This window comes from Pseudobacteriovorax antillogorgiicola (assembly GCF_900177345.1).
GTDB lineage: Bacteria > Bdellovibrionota_B > Oligoflexia > Oligoflexales > Oligoflexaceae > Pseudobacteriovorax > Pseudobacteriovorax antillogorgiicola.
Genome location: NZ_FWZT01000002.1, coordinates 153,049 through 172,550, shown reverse-complemented (window position 1 = coordinate 172,550; position 19,502 = coordinate 153,049). Strand labels below are relative to the sequence as shown.

The window sequence follows — 19,502 nt, the reverse complement described above, 5'->3', positions numbered from 1 at the left end:
ACTAACATTATTGGCATAGGCAAAGTTCCCTGACACTGCTTGTTCGCCTCTGGTGTGCACAAACTACAAAACTAGTCATTTACTATTCGACCCAATGATAGTCCTGTAGTTCTCTTGCCTCAGGATAATCCCTACATGGCTTCATAAGCCCTGCTCTCCACCAGAAAAGTAATTTGACTACAAGTGAGGAAACTGGATGCAAGAGACCATATCCCAAAAGACAACTATCTGTAATCTCATGGAACATCAAGCTAGTCGGACACCAGAGCTCATTGCAATTATTGATGGCGAGCTGGAAATATCTTACCACCAGCTACTGCAACGATCCCGTAGCATCGCGAATGAAATCAGAGATCAAGGCATCGAGCCGGGATCACTGGTTGGATTATGCATGAATCGCGGGTGGGAGATGGCAGCCGCAATGATTGGCATATTGCAAGCTGGATCTGCCTATGTCCCACTTGACCCGAAGTACCCCCGAGAACGAGTTCGTTTTATGCTCGAACACTCCAAGGCATCGGCAGTGATCGTTGATCGGAAAGTCTCATCTGATCTCTGCCAGGGTGTCCCTTGCATCATTTATACAACCGATATCAAGCAACTCGATCCGGTAACACAATTACCGCCAACTCAAACCGATGATCTTGCATATGTAATCTACACCTCAGGATCTACCGGGCATCCTAAAGGTGTAGCCGTAGAGCATCGAAGCCTTGTCGCCTTAAGTCAAGCGATGTCTGAGACATTATCAAGCTATGAACTTGGGGGTGTACTAGCCTCAACCTCCATTTGCTTCGATCCTTCGGTTATGGAAATTCTAGGAACTCTCTCGTTAGGTGGAACCGTCGTTATTGTTGAAAACATACTCGACTTACTTGAATACCCGGGAAAACATCAAATAAAGACATGTGTCGCGGTCCCATCTGCTGTTCAGGCTGTACTTCAATCTAACCATTCTTTACCTTCTATAGCCTGCTATGTACTAGGTGGAGAAGCCTTGAAACCGTCCCTTGTGAAGCAACTTCAGAGCCTTAGCGATCACGTTCGGATCATCAATGTCTACGGCCCCACAGAAGACACTGTATTTTCTACTGTTAAAGAAATTAAGTCTCACAAAGACGAAATAACCATCGGTACCTCTGTTGCAAATAGCTGCGCCTATATCCTTGATAAATCTCTTGAGCCGGTGGCAAAAGGTCAAGAAGGCGAGCTATACCTTGCTGGGGATAAGCTTGCCCGAGGTTATTTATATGATGACTCAAAAACTAGAGAGCGATTCATCGAGGTCAATGTCAACGAGACGTTCAAACACAGTCGTCTCTATAGAAGCGGCGACTTATGCCGCTGGAACAGCAACGATGAATTGGTTTTCTTAGGCAGAATCGACCAACAAGTCAAAGTACGGGGTTTTAGGATCGAGATAGAAGAAGTAGAATCGTGCCTTGAATCCATAGAGGGTGTCGCACGAGCTGCGGTCACAATTGCAGAAAACCCAGGAGGACAAAGCTCACTGACTGCCTATATTGTACCGAAACATGAGGCTCTCGGCTTGGATGAGATACGGAATTATCTAAAAGAACGCTTGCCTCACTATATGGTGCCACATCGCATATCAGCTGTGCAAAGTATTCCTGTTATGCCTAACGGTAAACTAGACAGAAATGGTATAGCTGAAATGGAATCTGGTAAAGATAATGATCCGCAAATCTTGGAAGTGATTCCTTCTTCCGCGCCTGTAAATAGTGATGCAATGATGAGACTTGTTAGAAATAATCTGGAATCACTTATTGGGGCTCAACGAAACAGATTTTCACCCGATCACACCTTTGATGACCTAGGGTTGGACTCGCTCACTCGCCTAGAATTCTTGAATCGAATTTCGCACAGTATAGGAAGAGTGGTTTCACTATCAGAGATTTCAGCACACAACACACCTTCTACATTTAGCAACTTTCTTTCCAATACTGTTCAAAGTACAGATGAAGGCGATCCACGCTTTTCAAAGCCTATACTTGAAACATTGACCTCATTTCAAATCCAGGTTCAAGCTAGCTATCCTACATTTCAAATCGCAAAATCAAACTCCTGGTCCGCTTCGGACAAGGCTAAACTTATATGCGAATATCAAGACATGATGAAACGCCATGGTGAAGGTTCTTATAGCAGAGTATTAAAAACGGGTAGTGGTACCAAGGGTGTGGTGGTTGATAAACAAACAGGTAAGGAACAGGAATCCATCATATGGTCGACCAACTTATATCTAGGTTTGAATCGTGATCCTGAAATCATTGCCAGTGCTTGTTCGGCCATTGATACTTATGGTTCTGGCATGGGAACTTCGGCAGCTGCTTCAGGAGTCACTGACATCCACCTTGAGTTTGAAACCGCTTTTGCAGAGCTTGTTGGTAAAGAAAGTGCATGCCTATTCCCCACCGGCTATACAGCCAATGTTGGGGTTGTAGCTGGACTTCTCGGTGAAAATGATGTGGTTGTGATCGATCAACTTAGCCATGCCTCCATCGTAGATGGAGCAAGGCTCTGTGGAGCAGAGGTTCGTACATTCAAGCATAACAGTGCCCAAGACCTAGCTTCTGTCTTAAAGGCGGTGGTTTCTCCCTATCGCACTGTTTTAGTCGTCATAGAAGGCGTCTATAGCATGGGTGAAGGAGCAGCTCCAGTCGCAGAAATCGTTCAGACAGCGAAACAGCACGGAGCCCTTGTTCTTGTCGACGAGGCTCACTCATTTGGTTTCTATGGAGACAAAGGTGCGGGTATCTGCGCAGCTCAGGGCATCAGCCACGAAGCCGATTTTATCATGACAACCCTAAGCAAGGCCATGGGTAGTCTAGGGGGAGTGGTCGCCTGTAGCAGAGAACACGCTGAACTATTGAAAGCATCCGCTAGAGCCTATATTTTCCAAGCATCCGTAAGTCCTGCAGATATTGCTGCAGCCTTAGCTGCCCTTCGCAGGTTAAGCCATGACGCGGACCTCCGACAACGACTATGGGACACGACCCGATATATGCGCCGGCGATTCCAAGATGCAGGCTATGACTTAGGCACTGGCGATGGCCCCATCGTCACTCCACATTTTAAGGATAAGGATAAGCTCTTTACAATCGTTGATGAGTTGTTCAAACAAGGAATTCAGACCTCTGCAGTGACTTATCCAATTGTTGAAAGTGGCAGAGGCCGTCTGCGATTCATCTGTTCCGCAGCTCACACCCGTGAGGACGTAGACAAAACATTAGAAGCTCTTATAGAAGCAGAGAAGCTGGCCGATCTTAAAATGTATGAGACAGACAATAGAGTTAAATTTCTTTCAGATCACCCCACTGTCTTGCAGAAGTTTAGACTGTGGCTCCCTAGATTCGCTGAACACGTCATTGCTCTCAATACAGAACACCAAAAAGGACTAGATCTTGATTTACGGTTCATAATCCCAGATTGTGAACCAATTGGTCTCTGCTTTCGTCAAGGTACCTATTCTCTGGAAGTTAATGGAGATGCCACCATTCCCTGCTGTGCTATATCCTTCGACCATATTCGCTACCTTGAAACTCTTTACACTCATGATATAAGCGAATTTCTTTTCGGCATTAGCAAAGGAAACTGCTTACTTAAGGGACAGACTGAGGCCTTTGTATGGCTGGTCGGAAGACTTGCTGAGTTTCGCAAAAATTCGCATAACTCGCAAAGTAGCGAATAATAGCCAGGGGCTGTTGAGGTTTGAAACCGATGTCAACAGCCCCTTGATCAGCATTTCACTGCTCCTTTCGTTCGATGTCATCCATACGACTCAACCCAGATTCATCGGCAAACTTTACCCTCTTCTACTCTTAAACCATCCCACGAAACTTCGATGAACAACCTGTACCCTCCATCGGCATACTAGCCTTATGGAGCAAAGACTATATTAGGCACCCGATTCATTCTCCAGGAGTCCCAACCAATGGTTTCTTATGGCTCAACAGCAAGGCATAAAGCTGGTATCGACGACGTTAACCATACTCGCATCAAACAGGTTGCTGATAACTTTCATTCTGTGATCATGATCCGCTGCGTAAGCCCCGACAACGCGAGTTTGAACCACGCAAACTACGAAACCAAGGGATTTCATATAAAAGCCAAATCCTGTAATTTCGGCCCTATGAGAGAGTTCATCTGTAGCGACCCTCTATTGAGTAAGCAAGCTTTTAAGGCAGATGGCTGGAAGAAGCAAAAGAAGTACCTCAAGCTTGCCAAAGATGATGGAGCGGAAGAGATCGGCCTCACGCTACAGTGGCGCCGCATCAAAGAGTTAAGAGACGATCTTCACGTCATCAGCGAAGATAAGATATCACCCATTCCTAAACAGCTCAAAAAATCCGCAAACAACCCCAACCGACACACCATAGCTTGTAAGGCAACTTTCAAACTGAGCCCTGGAAAACCCCAACTTGACCCCAAGGTTCGAGACATCAAAGACTATGTATATTTCCTTAGTACTGATGCTAAAGATCCAGAAGCGCTAGATGCCCTATACAAGGTGTACTACGTACCAAATTTTCTTCTACCCAATCATGCTGAGCGACTGATGGTACTAGCCAACCCAACAGTTATGCGTGACTACAAAACTCAGCAGTCCATTGTGGGTTTAGAAGATGACAGCACTCTTTTAGGCCGTGATTTTCAAGAAAGCACGGACTACCTAAGAGCCGTGATCGCTGACTACGACCTATTTGGAGTGTGGACAAACTTTGAGGACGACTATGAAAGTCATTATCTTCACAGCCTTAGGTTTGATCAGTATCTCCTTCGTTTCCGTCGCTGTGTTCCGGGGCGAGATGCTATCTATAACCTAAGAAATATCGATAGCTTTGTAAAATTTGAAGATACCGAGATGGGAAATCTCTCTGCCAATCTCACGAAAATTATTCGAGCTATCAATGGCAGTGACAAAGTAGATGGTCGCAGTAATCAAAACTACACAGATCAAACTGATGCCAATGCAGATCATCGTCGCCGCAAGTTCCTCCATCATAGTGACGAAACCGGTCGCCCGTGCCTCGATGCCGTGGACCTACCCATATATATCGTTGTCCCAGATAAATATAGCGACCTTGCGAACTATCACACCGAAGTATTTATTGATAAGATCGACGAATTCGTCGATTTTGCAGCTAGATTTTGTAGCCGAGACGATTTTCTTGTTGAGTTTAATCCTGGCTGGGAAGGCGACTTAAAGACAAAACTTGCAGCCAAGGATATCACATTCTCTAACTTTCTACCCATCCCTGGAGCGGTTAACAATAGCGAAACTTTTGGTCGTGACAATCGCCTAGGTGTGGATCGCATCCGACGTATCGTGAGCAATGACTACGTCGGACACCGACTCCCGGATAGTCGAACCCAAATCGCTCAACCTTTATACACTCAAAACAATAACTACTACGGACCGAATAAAACACCTAGGTTAGCGGAGCTAAGAAAAGGAACCCTGCAACCAGACTAGAAATGGGGAGACAATTGATGGGAAATACTGCAAAGAAGCTTGGTATTGCTATTCGTGATAGCTTCTTAGAAAAATTCAATGATGGCGAGATCTGCATCGATACATCATTTTCATCTGGCATTCTGGATGAATTTTTGAAGACGAACTATTTTCAAGAAGGCGAGGTGCTAAAGATCGCCCAGGGAACTATTACTACGAACGGCGAGCAGGAAGTCACTATTGAAGGTCTCTCAGACTTTATGAACATTCCTCGTTTACCAATAAAATCGACCATAGTTTTTTGGGATAATGGTAGTATGTCTGTGAAAACAGAATATACTCTGATTCAGAGTGGTCAAGCTACTGACTATTGGCAGTTTAAGAAATCGTTTCCGATGATGCCCCGCCACCCCTCATCCGACTCTCCGTTTCAAGGAAAAGGTAGCTACCCTTATGCCGATGAATTTCAATATCGTGAGGCAAAGGTAGTGGTTAGCAGTCATGAAACATTCGATGAAGACTACCAAAGAGATCTTGTGGTTGGGATCAATTTTCTGGCTCGTGTTAATCTCTATAGTTCCCTCGGTGTGATTCAACATCTGCTGGATCAATCCCGAGAAACCATAGTACACGGAGTGATTATCAGGCCAAGCCTCCAAACCAATCTATTTGCTGAAAGTATGCCAGCTAAAAAAACTTCCGCTCACAACGAACGAGCATTCCCCTGGGATTATGCTGCCACACTTCCAGGGGTTCACCTTGAAGCAAGCATAGGTCATGATATAGAATTGAAGGGCTTTCGACTCGGCGAAACAAAATTAAAAATTTACTGTCCATTGGATGACTGGAATGCATACGACTCGATATATAAACCTCAAAAAGCTATCACGGGTACCTTGGAGCTACCTGATGCAGATATCAAAGTTGAAGGTATAGCAAGCCAGGTAGGGGACGATGCACTTACTGTCTACACACGATTCGAAGGTCTTTCCATCAAGAATCTTTCCTCATTAGTCAGCCCTCATTCAGGAACCAACCTCAATGAGCACCTTCCAAGCCCAATTCAAAGTGCCATAAAGGAGTTGGGAGAGCTAGAGATACTCGACCTAGGCTTCACACTTCGCGCCTATACCAACAGCGATAACAAGAAAGCAGGTCTGTCTCTTACGTATACAACGGTCAAAGTCGGGTTTCGAAATTTAAACTGGAATATATGGGACGATCATATTGTAGTCGATAATCTATCGTTCCGATTTGAATTGATAGGTGGTATCCGGTCTTCGATCAAAGCTTCATTCACATCTGGAACAATTTTTTCTGATATTCCAATTACCATTACCGGAACGAAATGGGGAAGCCAGTATCTGCTCGATGTAAGTCTCGACGATCAGGTTAGACTTCCATTCAGGGATTTTTTAAAAAAGTTTGCTCCCGATCTACCAGCTCCCTGCGACCTAACCATCAATCAACTTAGCATCGAGATTTGTGTTGGCTCCTACATCTCTATCAGCGGCAGCCTTGCAAACGAACCGGACCCTTGGTCTGTAGATCTAGGGCCCACAAGTGTCGAAGTAGAGAATATATCATTTGAACTGAACCGCCTGACGGCAAGAACACCAAGCAGCTCACAACGAATGCAAGGGTTTATCACTGGCACCATTGCAGTAGATGGATTTACAATGCAAGTGAACTATCAGCTTCCAAACAATCTTAGTATGAATGCCTACATTCCCAGGATTCAGCTTTCCCACTTGCAGAAACAACTATCTGGAGGCAAGGGTTCATCGCCTATTGATTTTGAACTTATCAATACTCGACTGATCGCAAAGGCCGAGCAGACTGGATTTCTTTTCAAGGCCATGAGCACAGTTTCTGGCCTTGGCATGCTTGCCTTTCAAGTTGGTAAAACCAACGATGGTTGGGGCGCAGCATCAGGTATCTACCTCCCTGATCCCAGACTTTCAAAAATCAAGGGCCTCGAATTCCTTTCTCCTATCGATAAGATGATTCATCTGAAAGATCTTACTTTGGTCCTATCATCAATGGATCATGCACAGTTCCAATTTCCCACAGGATCTGAATTTGGAGGGCAACACGCGCTCAATTCCTCTGGCCTTCAACTACCCCAGGTATCTTCAGGAGTCATGCAAGGTCTTAACGCCTATGGTTTGTGGGTGCTTAATCCAAAGGATAAGATTCACAAACTCTTAAAAGATACCTTTAAGCTTGATGATGGTCTGCCTGTCACCATCCAGATCAGTTCACCCAAAGGTCGTCCACCTTCGATTCACCTATTCTCCTCTGTAACAGGAGAATTTGAAAAAGCACCATTCGGATTGCAAGTGGGGATTCGAATGCAGTCTGGAGCAAAGCTCGAATATTATGTCACTGGCCGTGGTGAGATTAGTGTCTCGAAGCAGAAGATGCTGATGGATCTCGGAGTGAGCGTCACTTTATCCGGCTTTGCAATGTCGGGATCTCTACAAGGTACAATCGATCTTCATGGCCTAAAGATCAGCGACTTGGCGGTTATGGGTTCCATAAACTGGGCTGGAATCCCCGGTTTTGGTTTTGCTGGTCGGATCAATACTAAGGCATTTCAAAGCTCTGTGGTAATGCTGCTAGATTCGGCCAACATGGGGATGGTATTGGCTGGCTCCATCAGCGAGCTCACGGCCTACAAAGTTGTCACAAGTATTGCAGGGGTAGAAGACATTGGAAAGGATTTTGCGCACATCCTTAAAAATATCGAGATTCGTGGTACCAAAGAGTTCACCATGCCTAAGGCTATCTCCCTATCCTTGGACAATAAAGACCTTAAAGCCATTTCCTCTGCCTTCAGTGAATCAGGAGGACTTACTCTGCCAAATGGAGAGTTGGAGATTCTTTTGGTCTGTAACAAGAAGGGGAAAAAGTGGTTTCTAACCAATCGTCGGGATAGCCTTAAGACGTTTCAAATTGATTTGCTTGGCAACAAACTTCGAGTTGTCGAAGCTCCTCAAATTTATATCTGTACTTCTTACTCTCGCATTGGATCAAATGAGTTTCAGCCTGGTTTTCTTCTATCTGCTTGTGTTCGCATCATGAGCTTTGAAGCTTATGCAAGTATCGATATCAGCCCTAATAAAGGCATAGCAATCGATGCCTATATCAACAAGGCAATTGTCATTGGAAGCAAAGAATTCTTCCTACTCAGCGATATTAAGGGAAAAACAGGACCCTACCTATCGGTAAGCACCTACACACAGCCCAAACATCCCGTCAAAGAATACCGGCCACCGCATCTGTTCTTGAACGGTCGCCTGAAGGTGATGGGCTTGCAAGTAGATTGCTACGCGGAAATCAGCAGTAAAGCTTTAAAAATCGACGCTAACCTGAAGCTTACGAACACAATTAAGTCTTCCGTCGCCAAAGGAAAAGTTGAGTTTGACATTTTAGTTCAGGCGAACGTTGGTGATATTGAAGAATTCTTTGCCAAGTTCGCGATCGCCTATAAGGTCAGTATTGATCTCTATCTCTCAGGAGTGAAAGCTCTTGAATTTGACACAGCTATCGCAGGAGCTATTGAGCTGGGTCTAAAGAATGGTAAGCCGTACGCCCACCTTGCTGCAGCATTGAAAATGTGTGGCGATTCCTACAAGGTGGGAGTTACCTTGCAGCCAGGTAAGGATAATCTCAATGATGCTGGTAAATTTCTAGCTCGTGAGGTTTCTCATTTCTTCGAAAGCATCTACGAAGATGTGGAACGTTTTGTTGAAGACGTAGGCAAGGGAGTTTTGAAGGGCTTTGAAGAAACTGAAAAACTGGGCAAAGTTTTGGTAGATCACTTCGATCAGTCCGCAAAAGATGTGGCTCATGCTTTCGACAGTTTGGGACACGATGTAGAAGATATTGCTAAAGCACTGGATAAGCAGCTTAATCAGTCGGCGAAAGAGATCGGTGCTGTTCTTACCGACATTGGTAAACCAGCGAAGGATATTGCTAATGGACTAGAAGCTGTGGGTCATGGATTTGAGGCCGTCGGCAAAACTCTAGCTGATGTTGGTCATGCCCCAGAAGATATTGCTCAAGCACTTTCTCATATTGACGTCGATCCGAATCAGATCGCCAAAACTCTATCTAAAATCAATATCAAACCACTCGATATTTCTAATGCAATATCTGGACTTGATATTAGCAGCAATGACGTCGATAAAGCTCTCAAGACTGTAAGTATCGATACACACGCCATAGAGAAATCAGTATCGAATGCTGTCGATGATGTTACAGAGTTCTTCGATGATGTCGGTAAGGCTGTTACTGGAATTTTCTCAAGCAAAAAGAAAAAGAAGAAGAAAAAGCACAAGAGAAAACCTAGTGCGGATGAAATTTGTAAAAATCTAAGTAAGGTTACAGATAACTATTCGTTTATGTATCAGAAGATTCAAAAAGCGGGTCATTCCTCAGAATCAGCCTTAGGTGCTATTGCAAAAACTAAGGGTCCGACTCGGACCTTGCTCGCTTTCATGGAAAAGAAGCTCGGCAACGACGACAATGTCTTCAGGCTTCTCACCAAGAATGGTTGGACGGATGTTAAAGTTGCTAGAGAGATGAACAAAGCTCGCTATGATATCGTAAGAATCACGATCATGCTCAAAATGAATGGCTATGGCCCCACGCGCACCCGGGAGGTCTTCTCGAAGGCTCGCATATCTGTGAAGGCCTACCAAGAGACGGTTAAAGAGTGTAATGCTCGCGTTGTTTCAAATCTTGCACTCTACACTGCTCACAAACGGTTCGTACGAGCTGAAGATGGAGGTGGCAAGGGCCTCAAAGGCGACGCGAAACAAGCAAAAAGTCACGAGAGGCTAATCATGCTACTACTAAACCCAGCACCCAAAGCCCCAAAAGATATTCGGCACGGATCTAAAGTCGCACTTATGACTCAGAAACATTACTATCTACGGGCAGACAAAAATGGAAATCTCGATGCGACCCCAACTAAGGCCGGACGTTGGGAAACTTTCACCTTAACGAATCACACAGCCCAAGATCGCCCTATCAAAAAAGGAGACGTCATTTCATTTAAAAGTGCTCACAAGAAATTTGTTGTAGCAGAGAAAAAGAGTCTGATGAAAGCTGATCGCGATAAGATTGGCGCTTGGGAGAAATTTACGGCATTGTAGCAACAATCCGATTGAGCTGAGAGGATGCTGGAGACAAACGTGGGCTTAGGCAGCGACTCCGAAGATTTCTTCGATAAATCTAACTTGCTCCATATGAGAGCCGTGGGGCAACGATTGTTGTGGGAGCCATCGGAAGTCCTCTTTCTGCCATGATATCAGTCAAATCGCGATAGGTCAGGGCATACCTTAAACACCATCTGACACACAAACGGATGGTTTCAGATCTGAACTGTTTGTATTTGAAGAGGCTTGCCTTGGATGTCATGTCAGATTTACTTTTCACATTGAATAAGCGACGAACTACAATAACATCAACGAGTAATTCTTGCACCAAAGCCGAAAATTTAGATGTCTACTCCGCCTTCTTCCGAACAACAACTTCAAAATCAAATTTTTCCAAAATCCGATTAAGAGATTCGATGGAGTAACCACCTTTATCCTGCTCTATTCTCCTAAGAACACTAACACTAATCCCACAAAACGCGGCAAACTCATCTTGAGATTTGGAAAGTATACGCCGCAAATCCTTCAGAACCACGGGAATGCGGTCTCCAGCTTCTAACCTCTGGTACAAGTCAGTTCGTAGTTGCTTCCTCTTGTCCAGGTTTTTCAATTTGGGCATAGCTTAGATCCCTTCAATTTCAGACAGATCAGAAAGAACAGCGTCTCGGTCATGTTTCCCCTTTTCAACGAAAAGCTGAGGAATCCCAAAGGTTCCGAAATCCGCGTGAAGCTTGGATAGTCCGTTCTCAAGCTCTTTGCAGGATTCCTTGATAACTCGAAGGTCTAGTTCAAATTCGTCGACCAACCATAGTACAGAGTCTTTTGAATGTTTGTTTTTCGGACTCCATCGCGTTAACTCAACAATGTGATCCCCTTTAAAAAACATCATAGGAGCTACATCGTAAATGGGAGATAGACGTACAGAGTCGTCGTCCTTAATAAATGAGGTATTGTGACCATGATTATCGGGGTTACTAAAAAACCTGTTCACGTAGATTCTCTTTAAGTACTCAAGAATATCAGCCTGTGGCTCGCTAGAATGCGCCTGAATCAGCGCAAAATTTTCTTCATGGGTTAAAGCAGTACCGTGAATGTTAATGTTGTGAGCCGAGTAAAAGCTCTCCATCCCGAAGTACTTCACTCCTGCTTTGTCCGGCATGCTAATCCGATCAAATCTAGGGATAAACAAGACATTCTTCTCTATCTCAAGAGGTCCGAAAGTCTTAAGAGGTAGTGTGGATAAGACAAGAATTACTCGTTGATGTTATTGTGGTTCGTCGCTTATTCAATGTGAAAAGTAAATCTGACATGACATCCAAGGCAAGCCTCTTCAAATACAAACAGTTCAGATCTGAAATTTCCTTTTGTGTGTCAGATGGTATTTTAAGGTATGCCCTGACTTATCGCGATTTGACTGACATCATGGCAGAAAGAGGTCTTCCGATGGCTCACACAACAATCGTTGCCCACGGCTCTCATATGGAGCAAGTTAGATTTATCGAAGAAATCTTCGGAGTCGCTGCCTAAGCCCACGTTTGTCTCAAGCATCCTCTCAGCTCAATCGGATTGTTGCACCAATGCCACAGCAACTGCTATCTAAACTAAAGCTGAATTTTCATACAAGCGAGGTTATGTTGCTGATTAGATTTTTTATTGCTTTCTGGATGTTGCATACAATTTGCTATGGCCTCACATCCGAACAAACTCCAGAAACAGCTAGTTCCGGCCCCCAAGCGAGCGAAACCAACGAACTGCAAGCCAGCTCCTTAGAACGCATCGAGTCGAAAATTGAAGCTGAAGATCAACGCCAAAAAGAGATAGAGTCAAAGGAAGCATTGGCACGTCAGCAAGTTCGTGATACCGTCACACAGGCCGATAGATCGCTCGCTGAAGCGCAACTAGCACTTGAAGCCTATCGCCTCAACCTCTCGAAAGTTACCGACTCTCACCTTCGCCAGCTGCAATCTATTATTGCCAAGTACAGGAGCACGCGTCAGGAACTTGAGCAATTCTCCAACAGCCTCAATGAAAGCCAGCTCTCGGAAGAGGAGGCCTATAAGCTCTATCAAAAGATCCGCGAACTCTGGGTAGAAATCATCGACGACGGCTTTGAAATCTATCGTCTAGCCTATCATCAAGAGATTCCTGCCTTAGTGTCTCCAGCACCAGAAAACCTCATCAATCAAGCATCAGCCGATAGAAGGCAGCAATATCAAGCGACTTGGGAGCAGGCTCGGCAGGAGTACGAAAGTTTGTCACAGAGCCGGGTTGATGTTTTTCGCTTAAAGAGCCAGGAATATTTCAGCCTCCTGGGCCAAATTTCTGCAGCTCGCGCACGCTCTATGGAGCTTTTGGGCTGGAAAGACCTTTATCTGAAAGAGGGGGAAAATTATCTCGACGACATCGTCCGCGAGGTACTCGCTATCCCCGTTAAATTCTCGGTATTGCTTACAAACGGGTGATAGAGTTCCAATCCTACCTGTCTAATGGCCTTGCCGGGGCATGGGATCTTCTGAATAATCTCTGCCTGCTACTATTCCTATTTACCATTCCTTGGCTTGCCCGCAAGACGACCCAATGGATCATCCGTCAGCTCGACTTCTATCGGGCTAAGGTTTTGAAGTTCCGTTTTCGAAAAGACCAGATGAATTATCGCTGGGCGCTCCGCATCCAGAGGGCAACGCCCTATATTCCCCTTCTGCTCTACATTGTGGTTCTGGAGTTTGTAGCCGTCTATATTGAAGGTACTTTTTATGGTGAGTTACGATTCCTGCTACCGCTGCTACGCTACTACCTAGTTTATAAGGTTTTCCGGCTTGCTATCGAGGATACCATCTCCTTATTACAGGGTGTGGTTTCCATCAACCCAACTGAAGTCCGACGCCTCGTAGATTTTACCAGTAAGCTCGTCGGTCGCTTTTACCTCATTTCCTTCTCTACAATGGCCCTCACTGTAGCCACTGTTGATAAGGGTCTTATCTATAATCTCACAAGTATCGTTTTGCAGGGTTTGGGTCTTATCGTTTGGGCACTAGCAATTCACCGCTGGAAGGGGGTTCTATCACCGGCTGTGAAGTCTCTTTTTCCAGGAAAAATCGGGCAGTTCCTGGAGCAACAGTGCCTCGGACGCTTCTCCGTTTTTTACTGCCTACCAACGTTTATTCTGGTTTTTGTCAAGATATTAATCGGCGCTTTTTGGGATATCATGGAAGAATGGGAAGTTACAAAAATCTTCTTTGCCAAGATCTACCGACGGCGAGTCGAGGCACTGGACTCCAAAACCAGCTCAACAGCCAGTGAACCACCACCTGATACTTACAGCAAACTATTTTCATTGGACTTCCATATAGAGGCCGCACAAACCGTAGACGCCAATGCCAAACAGCTGGAACAAGTCAAAGACGAAATTCGTAAGTGGCTACAGGAGGATGAGGGGGACCAATCTCTAGTCATATATGGCGAAAAAGGAATTGGCAAAACGAGTTTCATGAAGCGTTTAAGCCAAGACTTTCAAGAACTAGACCACTACTTCTTGGATACTCCCGCAAAAACTCTAGACTTGGAGTCTTTGAACTCATTTATAAGTGATTCTCTCGGGCTAAATTCGACGGAATCCTTGGAAAGAAAGATCATGAATTTCAATCACGGTCTTGAGAAGAAAGTTATTATCTTCTTGGACAACGCTCACAACCTATTCCTTGGAGAAGTGGGAGGTTTTGTAGCATTAAAGGCATTGATTGATCTTGTGAACCTAGACAGTAAGAACATTTTTTGGTGCGTTAGCTTCAATGAATTCTCCTGGTCCTACCTCAAAGGCGTACTCGGCAACGCTGAATACTTTAGAACAGAAGTCTACCTTAATGGCTGGTCGGACCTTTCAATTAGAAAGCTGATCATGAGTCGCCACAGTCTTTCAAAATATAAACTATCGTTCGATCGCTTAGTACTAGCTCTGCGCAATACGACGACACAAACAGGGGCCATAGAATACGCTGAAGAGCAATTCTTTCGCCTACTTTGGGAACAATCCCGTGGCAATCCACGGGTTGCTCTGCACTTGTGGGTAAGAAGCCTAACATTGCTCCGAAAAGATAATTTAAAAGTCAATCTTCCCGAACGGATTAAAACTGATCGATTAAAAACAATGGATGACAACGTCTGGTTTATTCTTGCCGCTGTAACGAACCATGAAAATGCTTCCCGCGGGGAAATAGCCGATGCCACCAATTTGAATTTAGGCACTGTAAACCATGCCATAAAGCTTGTTCTGGAAGAACGATTCCTCCATCGTGATCACCAAAGACGCTATAGGCTAGGCCTAACATTTCAACATGATCTCATCAAAAGCTTAAAAGAGAAGAATTTTATCTATGGACTCAACTGAAGTTTCACAAATTAGTGCCCTGACAAGTATCCTCAATTTCGAACGCATCGTTGCCGTTCTGTTGGCCTTCACAGCAGTTATCTTCGTCGCACGTTCGATCCAAAGGCTAAGCCAGAATCTGCAGAAACGATATCCTTCGCGGCGGATCTTCTACTTACAGGTCGCAACGATTGTCAATTTTGGCCTCTATATTGGTGGTGGTACGCTAATTGTCTACTCGATTCTTCAGCCACCGCGGGAGGTGTTGCTAGCCGTAGCCGGTAGCGCCGCGGTCGCCATTGGTATTTCATTGAAAGACTTGGTAGCCTCTATAGTTGCAGGCGTCATCCTCCTTTTCGACCGTCCCTTTCAGGTTGGTGATCGGGTTAGCTTTGCTGGTGTTTATGGAGAAATAGTTGGCATTGGACTTCGTGCTGTCAAGCTTAATACTTTGGACGACAATCTGATTACCATTCCAAATGCACGATTCCTTACCGATGTGGTCTCTAGCGGCAACTCTGGGGCTCTTGATATGATGGTTGTCTTTGATTTTCATGTTGCCATCGATGCTGACCTCAGCCTGGCCAAGCGTCTCATTCATGAGGTGGTCGCGACAAGTCGCTTCGCCTTCCGTAAAAAAACGATCAACGTCGACCTTTCCGAGGTTGTTATCGCCGAGCGAATTGCTGTTCGACTACGGGCAAAAGCCTATGTCTTAGATTGCCGCTTCGAAAAAGCCTTCGAAACTGATGTAGTGGAACGAGTTCTGGTGCTACTCAACAAACATAAGATCAAGCGCCCTGTTCGCGATAGCACCCTTGCTGCTGCTACTTAGAAGGTAGCCCATCGGTGAGCTACCTATTAATTCTAATCCGAACAAACACCTAGGTTTCCTACATTGCTTGGCGTCGCCTCGTAGACAATGTCTGAATTACTACCATCGGTGGGCTCACACATGGGCTTCCCTGATGTTCCAAAGCTACTCCATGCCTCACGCACCGCTGTAGGGCCTTTGAAGTAGGCCTCAGCCACAGCTGATTGTTCCAACGTCGCTGGAATCACTACATGTTTCGTCGCCATCACTACAGACTGAACTCCTTTCTTCCAACGTACCTGGGGTTTCATTCGTCCATAGCTGCTTTGATTGCCAACCAGTCGTACTATTGCCGTCTATTGTGTAGACGGAATAAGTGTGATCCTGATCCGCAGTACCGTCGTAATCGGGACCCGAAATATAGACAAATCCACGCCCTTCTGTAATTTCACTAAAGTCAAGATCTGAACTCATAGTCCCTTTGACTCTGATTCGAGAATGACCACGGAAAGTGTTATCATCGCCATTGGCTTGATCGTTAAGATCGCTGAAGAGTAAGACTCCTGCGCCTGTATCGATTGTCATGGTCATCATCTGGCCTAAACCACCTTCGTTAGGCTGATAGGTTGTAAAGCCAAAAACACCATTGTCCGTGAAAAATTTTAGCGTGTACTCCAAGCTAATAGCATCGGATTTAAAATATAGGGAATACTGCCAGCCTGAATCTTCTGCCAGCGAGGTTGTGATAACACTATCCATGGGCACTGACGTTATCGACCCGCCATCCGGCTGTCCTTGAGGCCAACAGGTATTAGACAAGGTCATCGTGCCATTATCTGAGGTGATGTGCTCCGTGCCGGCTGTTGTGTAGTCGTCTACTGTAATACTGTAGTTTTCTTCCATGGAACAAAGAATCGATTTGATTTGGGTCAAAGTCCCAGGAATGGTATCTGAGCTTTCGATGACATTACTATTGACCTTACAATAAAACAGATGTGAGGTGTAGTCGTCGCCATCGTTTTTCACAGCGTTTGTAGTAGAGTCCCAAGGTTCACCGTACTCACTACAAAGGGAATCATTTGTACTCTGAGATGTTGCAGAGTCTTGTATCAGAGATCCTGTCGTGACATTGATTGTTCCGACTTGGGCGGATTGCAATGCCCCTTGAGAAGTACTAATGAAGGTCGCCGGTGCCGCAGCTGTCAACTGAGCCGCTGCCGCCGTGGCTTCTGGATTGAGACTTGTAGTCGCGTCATCAGTTGAATCTGAGTCTTCCTCACCGCAGGCCCCAAGCCAAGCTATACCTACAAGTAATAAACTTGTTGCGAGGTTTCTATGAATCGTTTTCATGTAGTAAGTGCTCCTTTCCTCAAGTTCATCTCCGAAGGTTCGGATTGAATTTCCATAAACCTGATTCGTATCAAGCAACTTACTGTTTTGATAACAGCAAACACCAACGCCAAAACAGTCGGGCTGACAGGATGACTCTCCCAATTAAATCTAGCTCTGTTCAGGACTTGTAGAGCCTCAGCTACAAGATGATATTCGACTTACTAGAGGTAACAATTCAGTCTTTGACAGGCACTTGCCTAACCGAGCTTGACATTAGGCGGATCTTCCTAGCGCCAAAACCGTGCAATCGTCCTCAATATCGCGATCTTGCCAGATTTCTTTCGTCATCGACTGAATCCTGTCGATAGCCTGTCGCGGATTGTCAGCTTGTCGTAAGGATTTGATGATTTTTCGCATTTTCAATACCTGACCTTGCATACCAGGGTTTTCTAGAAGTCCATCTGAAAAGAGTACGACGTAGTCACCACTTTCGAGAGTAAACGGCTGAGCTTCGATGGAGATATTTTGGTCCAAACCTAATATTGGCCCACCCTTTAATACAATCTTTGGCCCTAGCCTACGACTCACTTTAATCAGTGGTTGATGACCCAGATTGATATAGCAACCGTCCCCTGTATTCATGTTCCAAGAGACCAAGGCCATTGTCATAAGTTTCCTGACTTTATGTCCCGTTGGAATAATAGCTTCGTTTATAGTACGCACCATATGAATGGACCCTTCTTCGACCCCCATCTGATGTTCTCGAATGAAATGAATGCTACTTCTAGCAGCTCCGATGGCAGTTCCAGTAATCAAGGCCGAAGCGATTCCGTGCCCTGTAACATCACCAACCAAGGCATAAATATTACCCGTCCCAGGGTCATAATGATAATCAAACCAATCCCCCCCTGTTTGCTCAGCAGACTGATAGTAACTCGCTACGGCTAGGTCAGGAATACTTTGTTCCCCTGGCATAAAAGCTTTCTGAACTTGCTTGGCTTCTTCTAGGTTCCTTTCGTGTCGAAAAGCTCGCTGATAGTTCCTGGCAAGGATGATACTCTGGCCAACAAAAAAGATAGCAATTGAATAGTGAGCGAGCATGGGGGACTTAATGGAAAACTGAAGTACCACGATATCAAAGAACACCGATGCCCATAGGAAAAAAAGCAGTACAGAAAAAATGCGCGCTGTTATCCTATCTTTATTCATTGATCGAGATCGATTGAGAAGGAGTGCGAAGAAGCTCGCTATGGAAATGATGTAAAAAATCTGAAAGAGTGGCAGTATCCTAGATAGCATATCGTAGTTAGGAATGAAAATCGTACTTAGGAATAATCCCAACGCGAGAATCTGCCAAAATTTTATGGCCTTGGTTCGCCCCATAATGCCAGGCATCAGACACTCAAGATATCGCTGCAGGCAGAATACACCGACAGTAGTGGTTGCGTACTCGATTCGAAAGTTCAATAACGAATACCAATGCGTTCCCCATACACCAATAAAGTCTTCAATAATTCTCTCAGTAGTGTATTGCCGCATGCACATTGAAGCACAGATCATAGCAAAATATAAATTGGCACGTTCAGACCGCAAGTAGAAGTATAGAATCGTATGATAGAAAGCCAAAACTAAAAGAAACCCAACATTGATATGGATTATAAAGCGCTTATATGTGAGTTGCTGAAACAAATTTTCATATAGGTCAATAACAGGTGGAATCATGATGCCACCGCCATGATAGGAAAAGCAGGAAACAGGGATCAGAAACCATGATTCGTCGGGCAAGTCTAGAGCACCTGAGATAGGAAAGACTCTCTCCATCCACCAAGGAATTTCATCTGCAAGATTTTCAGCCGGAAACCCTGAACGCGCTAAAAGCCGCCCTGACTGCCAATCAATGACTTCAAAAGCGGAGTTAATTCCCATAGCTTCACCCCAAGCCAAGGGCTGCGACCAATCCCGAGGCCAAAGTACCTTAAGCAGATAGGTACCATAACGAGCGTTATTTACTTCGGGATTGCCGTGATTGTTCCAAAAAACACCTGTTGCAGCGATATCTGCCTGATTCCAAAGATCCTCCCAAGAGTGAGATTTTGGATCGCGAATTAGCTGCGATGGTATAAACTTCCATGTCCCAGAAAGCTTGACTTCACCTTGCGAAGGATCCCAAGAGCGAAGATCAAGTATCCCATCTGATACCTTGTAGATACTATCAGCCTCTTTGCTATCAGCAATGACAGTATCACTGATAAGGAAAAAAATACTAAATGTAAACGACAAGAGAATCATAGGTACCTGTAATAAAGCTTAGCACCTCCACTTCGGAAGATTCATCACTTAATATCAGGCATG

Annotated in this window: 12 protein-coding genes and 1 pseudogene; 7 read left to right on the top strand and 6 right to left on the bottom strand. The window is 45.0% G+C overall.

Going from position 1 to position 19,502, the window contains the following annotated elements:
• Positions 1–196 precede the first annotated feature (196 nt).
• The 3 genes from B9N89_RS03125 to B9N89_RS03115 all read left to right on the top strand — a co-directional run bounded on the left by B9N89_RS03125 (position 197) and on the right by B9N89_RS03115 (position 10,638).
• Positions 197–3,709: an amino acid adenylation domain-containing protein gene (locus tag B9N89_RS03125; protein ID WP_132315466.1), complete on the top strand. Its 3,513-nt coding sequence runs from the start codon at positions 197–199 to the stop codon at positions 3,707–3,709.
• A gap of 243 nt (positions 3,710–3,952) precedes the next feature.
• The gene (locus B9N89_RS03120; protein ID WP_132315468.1) at positions 3,953–5,494 is read left to right on the top strand and encodes an anthrax toxin-like adenylyl cyclase domain-containing protein; all 1,542 of its coding nucleotides are present in this window, start codon (positions 3,953–3,955) and stop codon (positions 5,492–5,494) included.
• A 17-nt stretch (positions 5,495–5,511) separates the two neighbouring features.
• A complete protein-coding gene (locus tag B9N89_RS03115) occupies positions 5,512–10,638 on the top strand; it encodes a fascin domain-containing protein (RefSeq protein ID WP_132315470.1) in 5,127 nt (1,708 codons plus the stop codon).
• A 112-nt stretch (positions 10,639–10,750) separates the two neighbouring features.
• Here B9N89_RS03115 and B9N89_RS32570 read toward each other — a convergent pair.
• The 3 genes and pseudogenes from B9N89_RS32570 to B9N89_RS03105 all read right to left on the bottom strand — a co-directional run.
• Positions 10,751–10,903 (bottom strand): annotated as a pseudogene (locus tag B9N89_RS32570) (IS6 family transposase); the annotation flags it as partial.
• A gap of 87 nt (positions 10,904–10,990) precedes the next feature.
• Positions 10,991–11,260 (bottom strand): helix-turn-helix domain-containing protein, encoded by a 270-nt coding sequence (locus B9N89_RS03110; RefSeq protein ID WP_132315472.1) that lies wholly within the window; start codon positions 11,258–11,260, stop codon positions 10,991–10,993.
• Positions 11,261–11,263: 3 nt separating this feature from the next.
• Positions 11,264–11,830 (bottom strand): HipA domain-containing protein, encoded by a 567-nt coding sequence (locus tag B9N89_RS03105; RefSeq protein WP_143478101.1) that lies wholly within the window; start codon positions 11,828–11,830, stop codon positions 11,264–11,266.
• A 44-nt stretch (positions 11,831–11,874) separates the two neighbouring features.
• On the opposite strand from B9N89_RS03105, the gene B9N89_RS31805 reads away from it, so the two are divergent.
• The 4 genes from B9N89_RS31805 to B9N89_RS03085 all read left to right on the top strand — a co-directional run bounded on the left by B9N89_RS31805 (position 11,875) and on the right by B9N89_RS03085 (position 15,839).
• Positions 11,875–12,168 (top strand): hypothetical protein, encoded by a 294-nt coding sequence (locus tag B9N89_RS31805; RefSeq protein WP_132315476.1) that lies wholly within the window; start codon positions 11,875–11,877, stop codon positions 12,166–12,168.
• 104 nt (positions 12,169–12,272) lie between these two features.
• Positions 12,273–13,103: a hypothetical protein gene (locus tag B9N89_RS03095; protein ID WP_143478100.1), complete on the top strand. Its 831-nt coding sequence runs from the start codon at positions 12,273–12,275 to the stop codon at positions 13,101–13,103.
• The gene (locus tag B9N89_RS03090) at positions 13,100–15,025 is read left to right on the top strand and encodes an AAA family ATPase (RefSeq protein ID WP_132315480.1); all 1,926 of its coding nucleotides are present in this window, start codon (positions 13,100–13,102) and stop codon (positions 15,023–15,025) included. Before B9N89_RS03095 ends, B9N89_RS03090 begins: the two co-directional genes overlap by 4 nt.
• Positions 15,012–15,839 (top strand): mechanosensitive ion channel family protein, encoded by an 828-nt coding sequence (locus B9N89_RS03085; protein WP_132315482.1) that lies wholly within the window; start codon positions 15,012–15,014, stop codon positions 15,837–15,839. Before B9N89_RS03090 ends, B9N89_RS03085 begins: the two co-directional genes overlap by 14 nt.
• 32 nt (positions 15,840–15,871) lie before the next feature.
• Here B9N89_RS03085 and B9N89_RS31200 read toward each other — a convergent pair whose 3' ends face one another.
• The 3 genes from B9N89_RS31200 to B9N89_RS03075 all read right to left on the bottom strand — a co-directional run bounded on the left by B9N89_RS31200 (position 15,872) and on the right by B9N89_RS03075 (position 19,439).
• Positions 15,872–16,036 (bottom strand): hypothetical protein, encoded by a 165-nt coding sequence (locus B9N89_RS31200; protein WP_159455102.1) that lies wholly within the window; start codon positions 16,034–16,036, stop codon positions 15,872–15,874.
• Positions 16,029–17,168 carry a hypothetical protein gene (locus tag B9N89_RS03080; RefSeq protein ID WP_132315486.1) on the bottom strand — a complete coding sequence of 380 codons (1,140 nt, stop codon included), beginning with the start codon at positions 17,166–17,168 and terminating at the stop codon, positions 16,029–16,031. Before B9N89_RS03080 ends, B9N89_RS31200 begins: the two co-directional genes overlap by 8 nt.
• Before the next feature lie 255 nt (positions 17,169–17,423).
• Positions 17,424–19,439 (bottom strand): PP2C family protein-serine/threonine phosphatase, encoded by a 2,016-nt coding sequence (locus B9N89_RS03075; protein WP_132315488.1) that lies wholly within the window; start codon positions 19,437–19,439, stop codon positions 17,424–17,426.
• Positions 19,440–19,502: the final 63 nt, after the last annotated feature.

Bases quoted from the DNA above. Each gene is read 5' to 3' on its own strand.
- B9N89_RS03125 (WP_132315466.1), top strand. From the start codon at position 197: ATGCAAGAGACCATATCCCAAAAGACAACTATCTGTAATCTCATGGAA.
- B9N89_RS03120 (WP_132315468.1), top strand. From the start codon at position 3,953: ATGGTTTCTTATGGCTCAACAGCAAGGCATAAAGCTGGTATCGACGAC.
- B9N89_RS03115 (WP_132315470.1), top strand. From the start codon at position 5,512: ATGGGAAATACTGCAAAGAAGCTTGGTATTGCTATTCGTGATAGCTTC.
- B9N89_RS03110 (WP_132315472.1), bottom strand. From the start codon at position 11,260: ATGCCCAAATTGAAAAACCTGGACAAGAGGAAGCAACTACGAACTGAC.
- B9N89_RS03095 (WP_143478100.1), top strand. From the start codon at position 12,273: ATGTTGCTGATTAGATTTTTTATTGCTTTCTGGATGTTGCATACAATT.
- B9N89_RS03085 (WP_132315482.1), top strand. From the start codon at position 15,012: ATGGACTCAACTGAAGTTTCACAAATTAGTGCCCTGACAAGTATCCTC.
- B9N89_RS03080 (WP_132315486.1), bottom strand. From the start codon at position 17,168: ATGAAAACGATTCATAGAAACCTCGCAACAAGTTTATTACTTGTAGGT.
- B9N89_RS03075 (WP_132315488.1), bottom strand. From the start codon at position 19,439: ATGATTCTCTTGTCGTTTACATTTAGTATTTTTTTCCTTATCAGTGAT.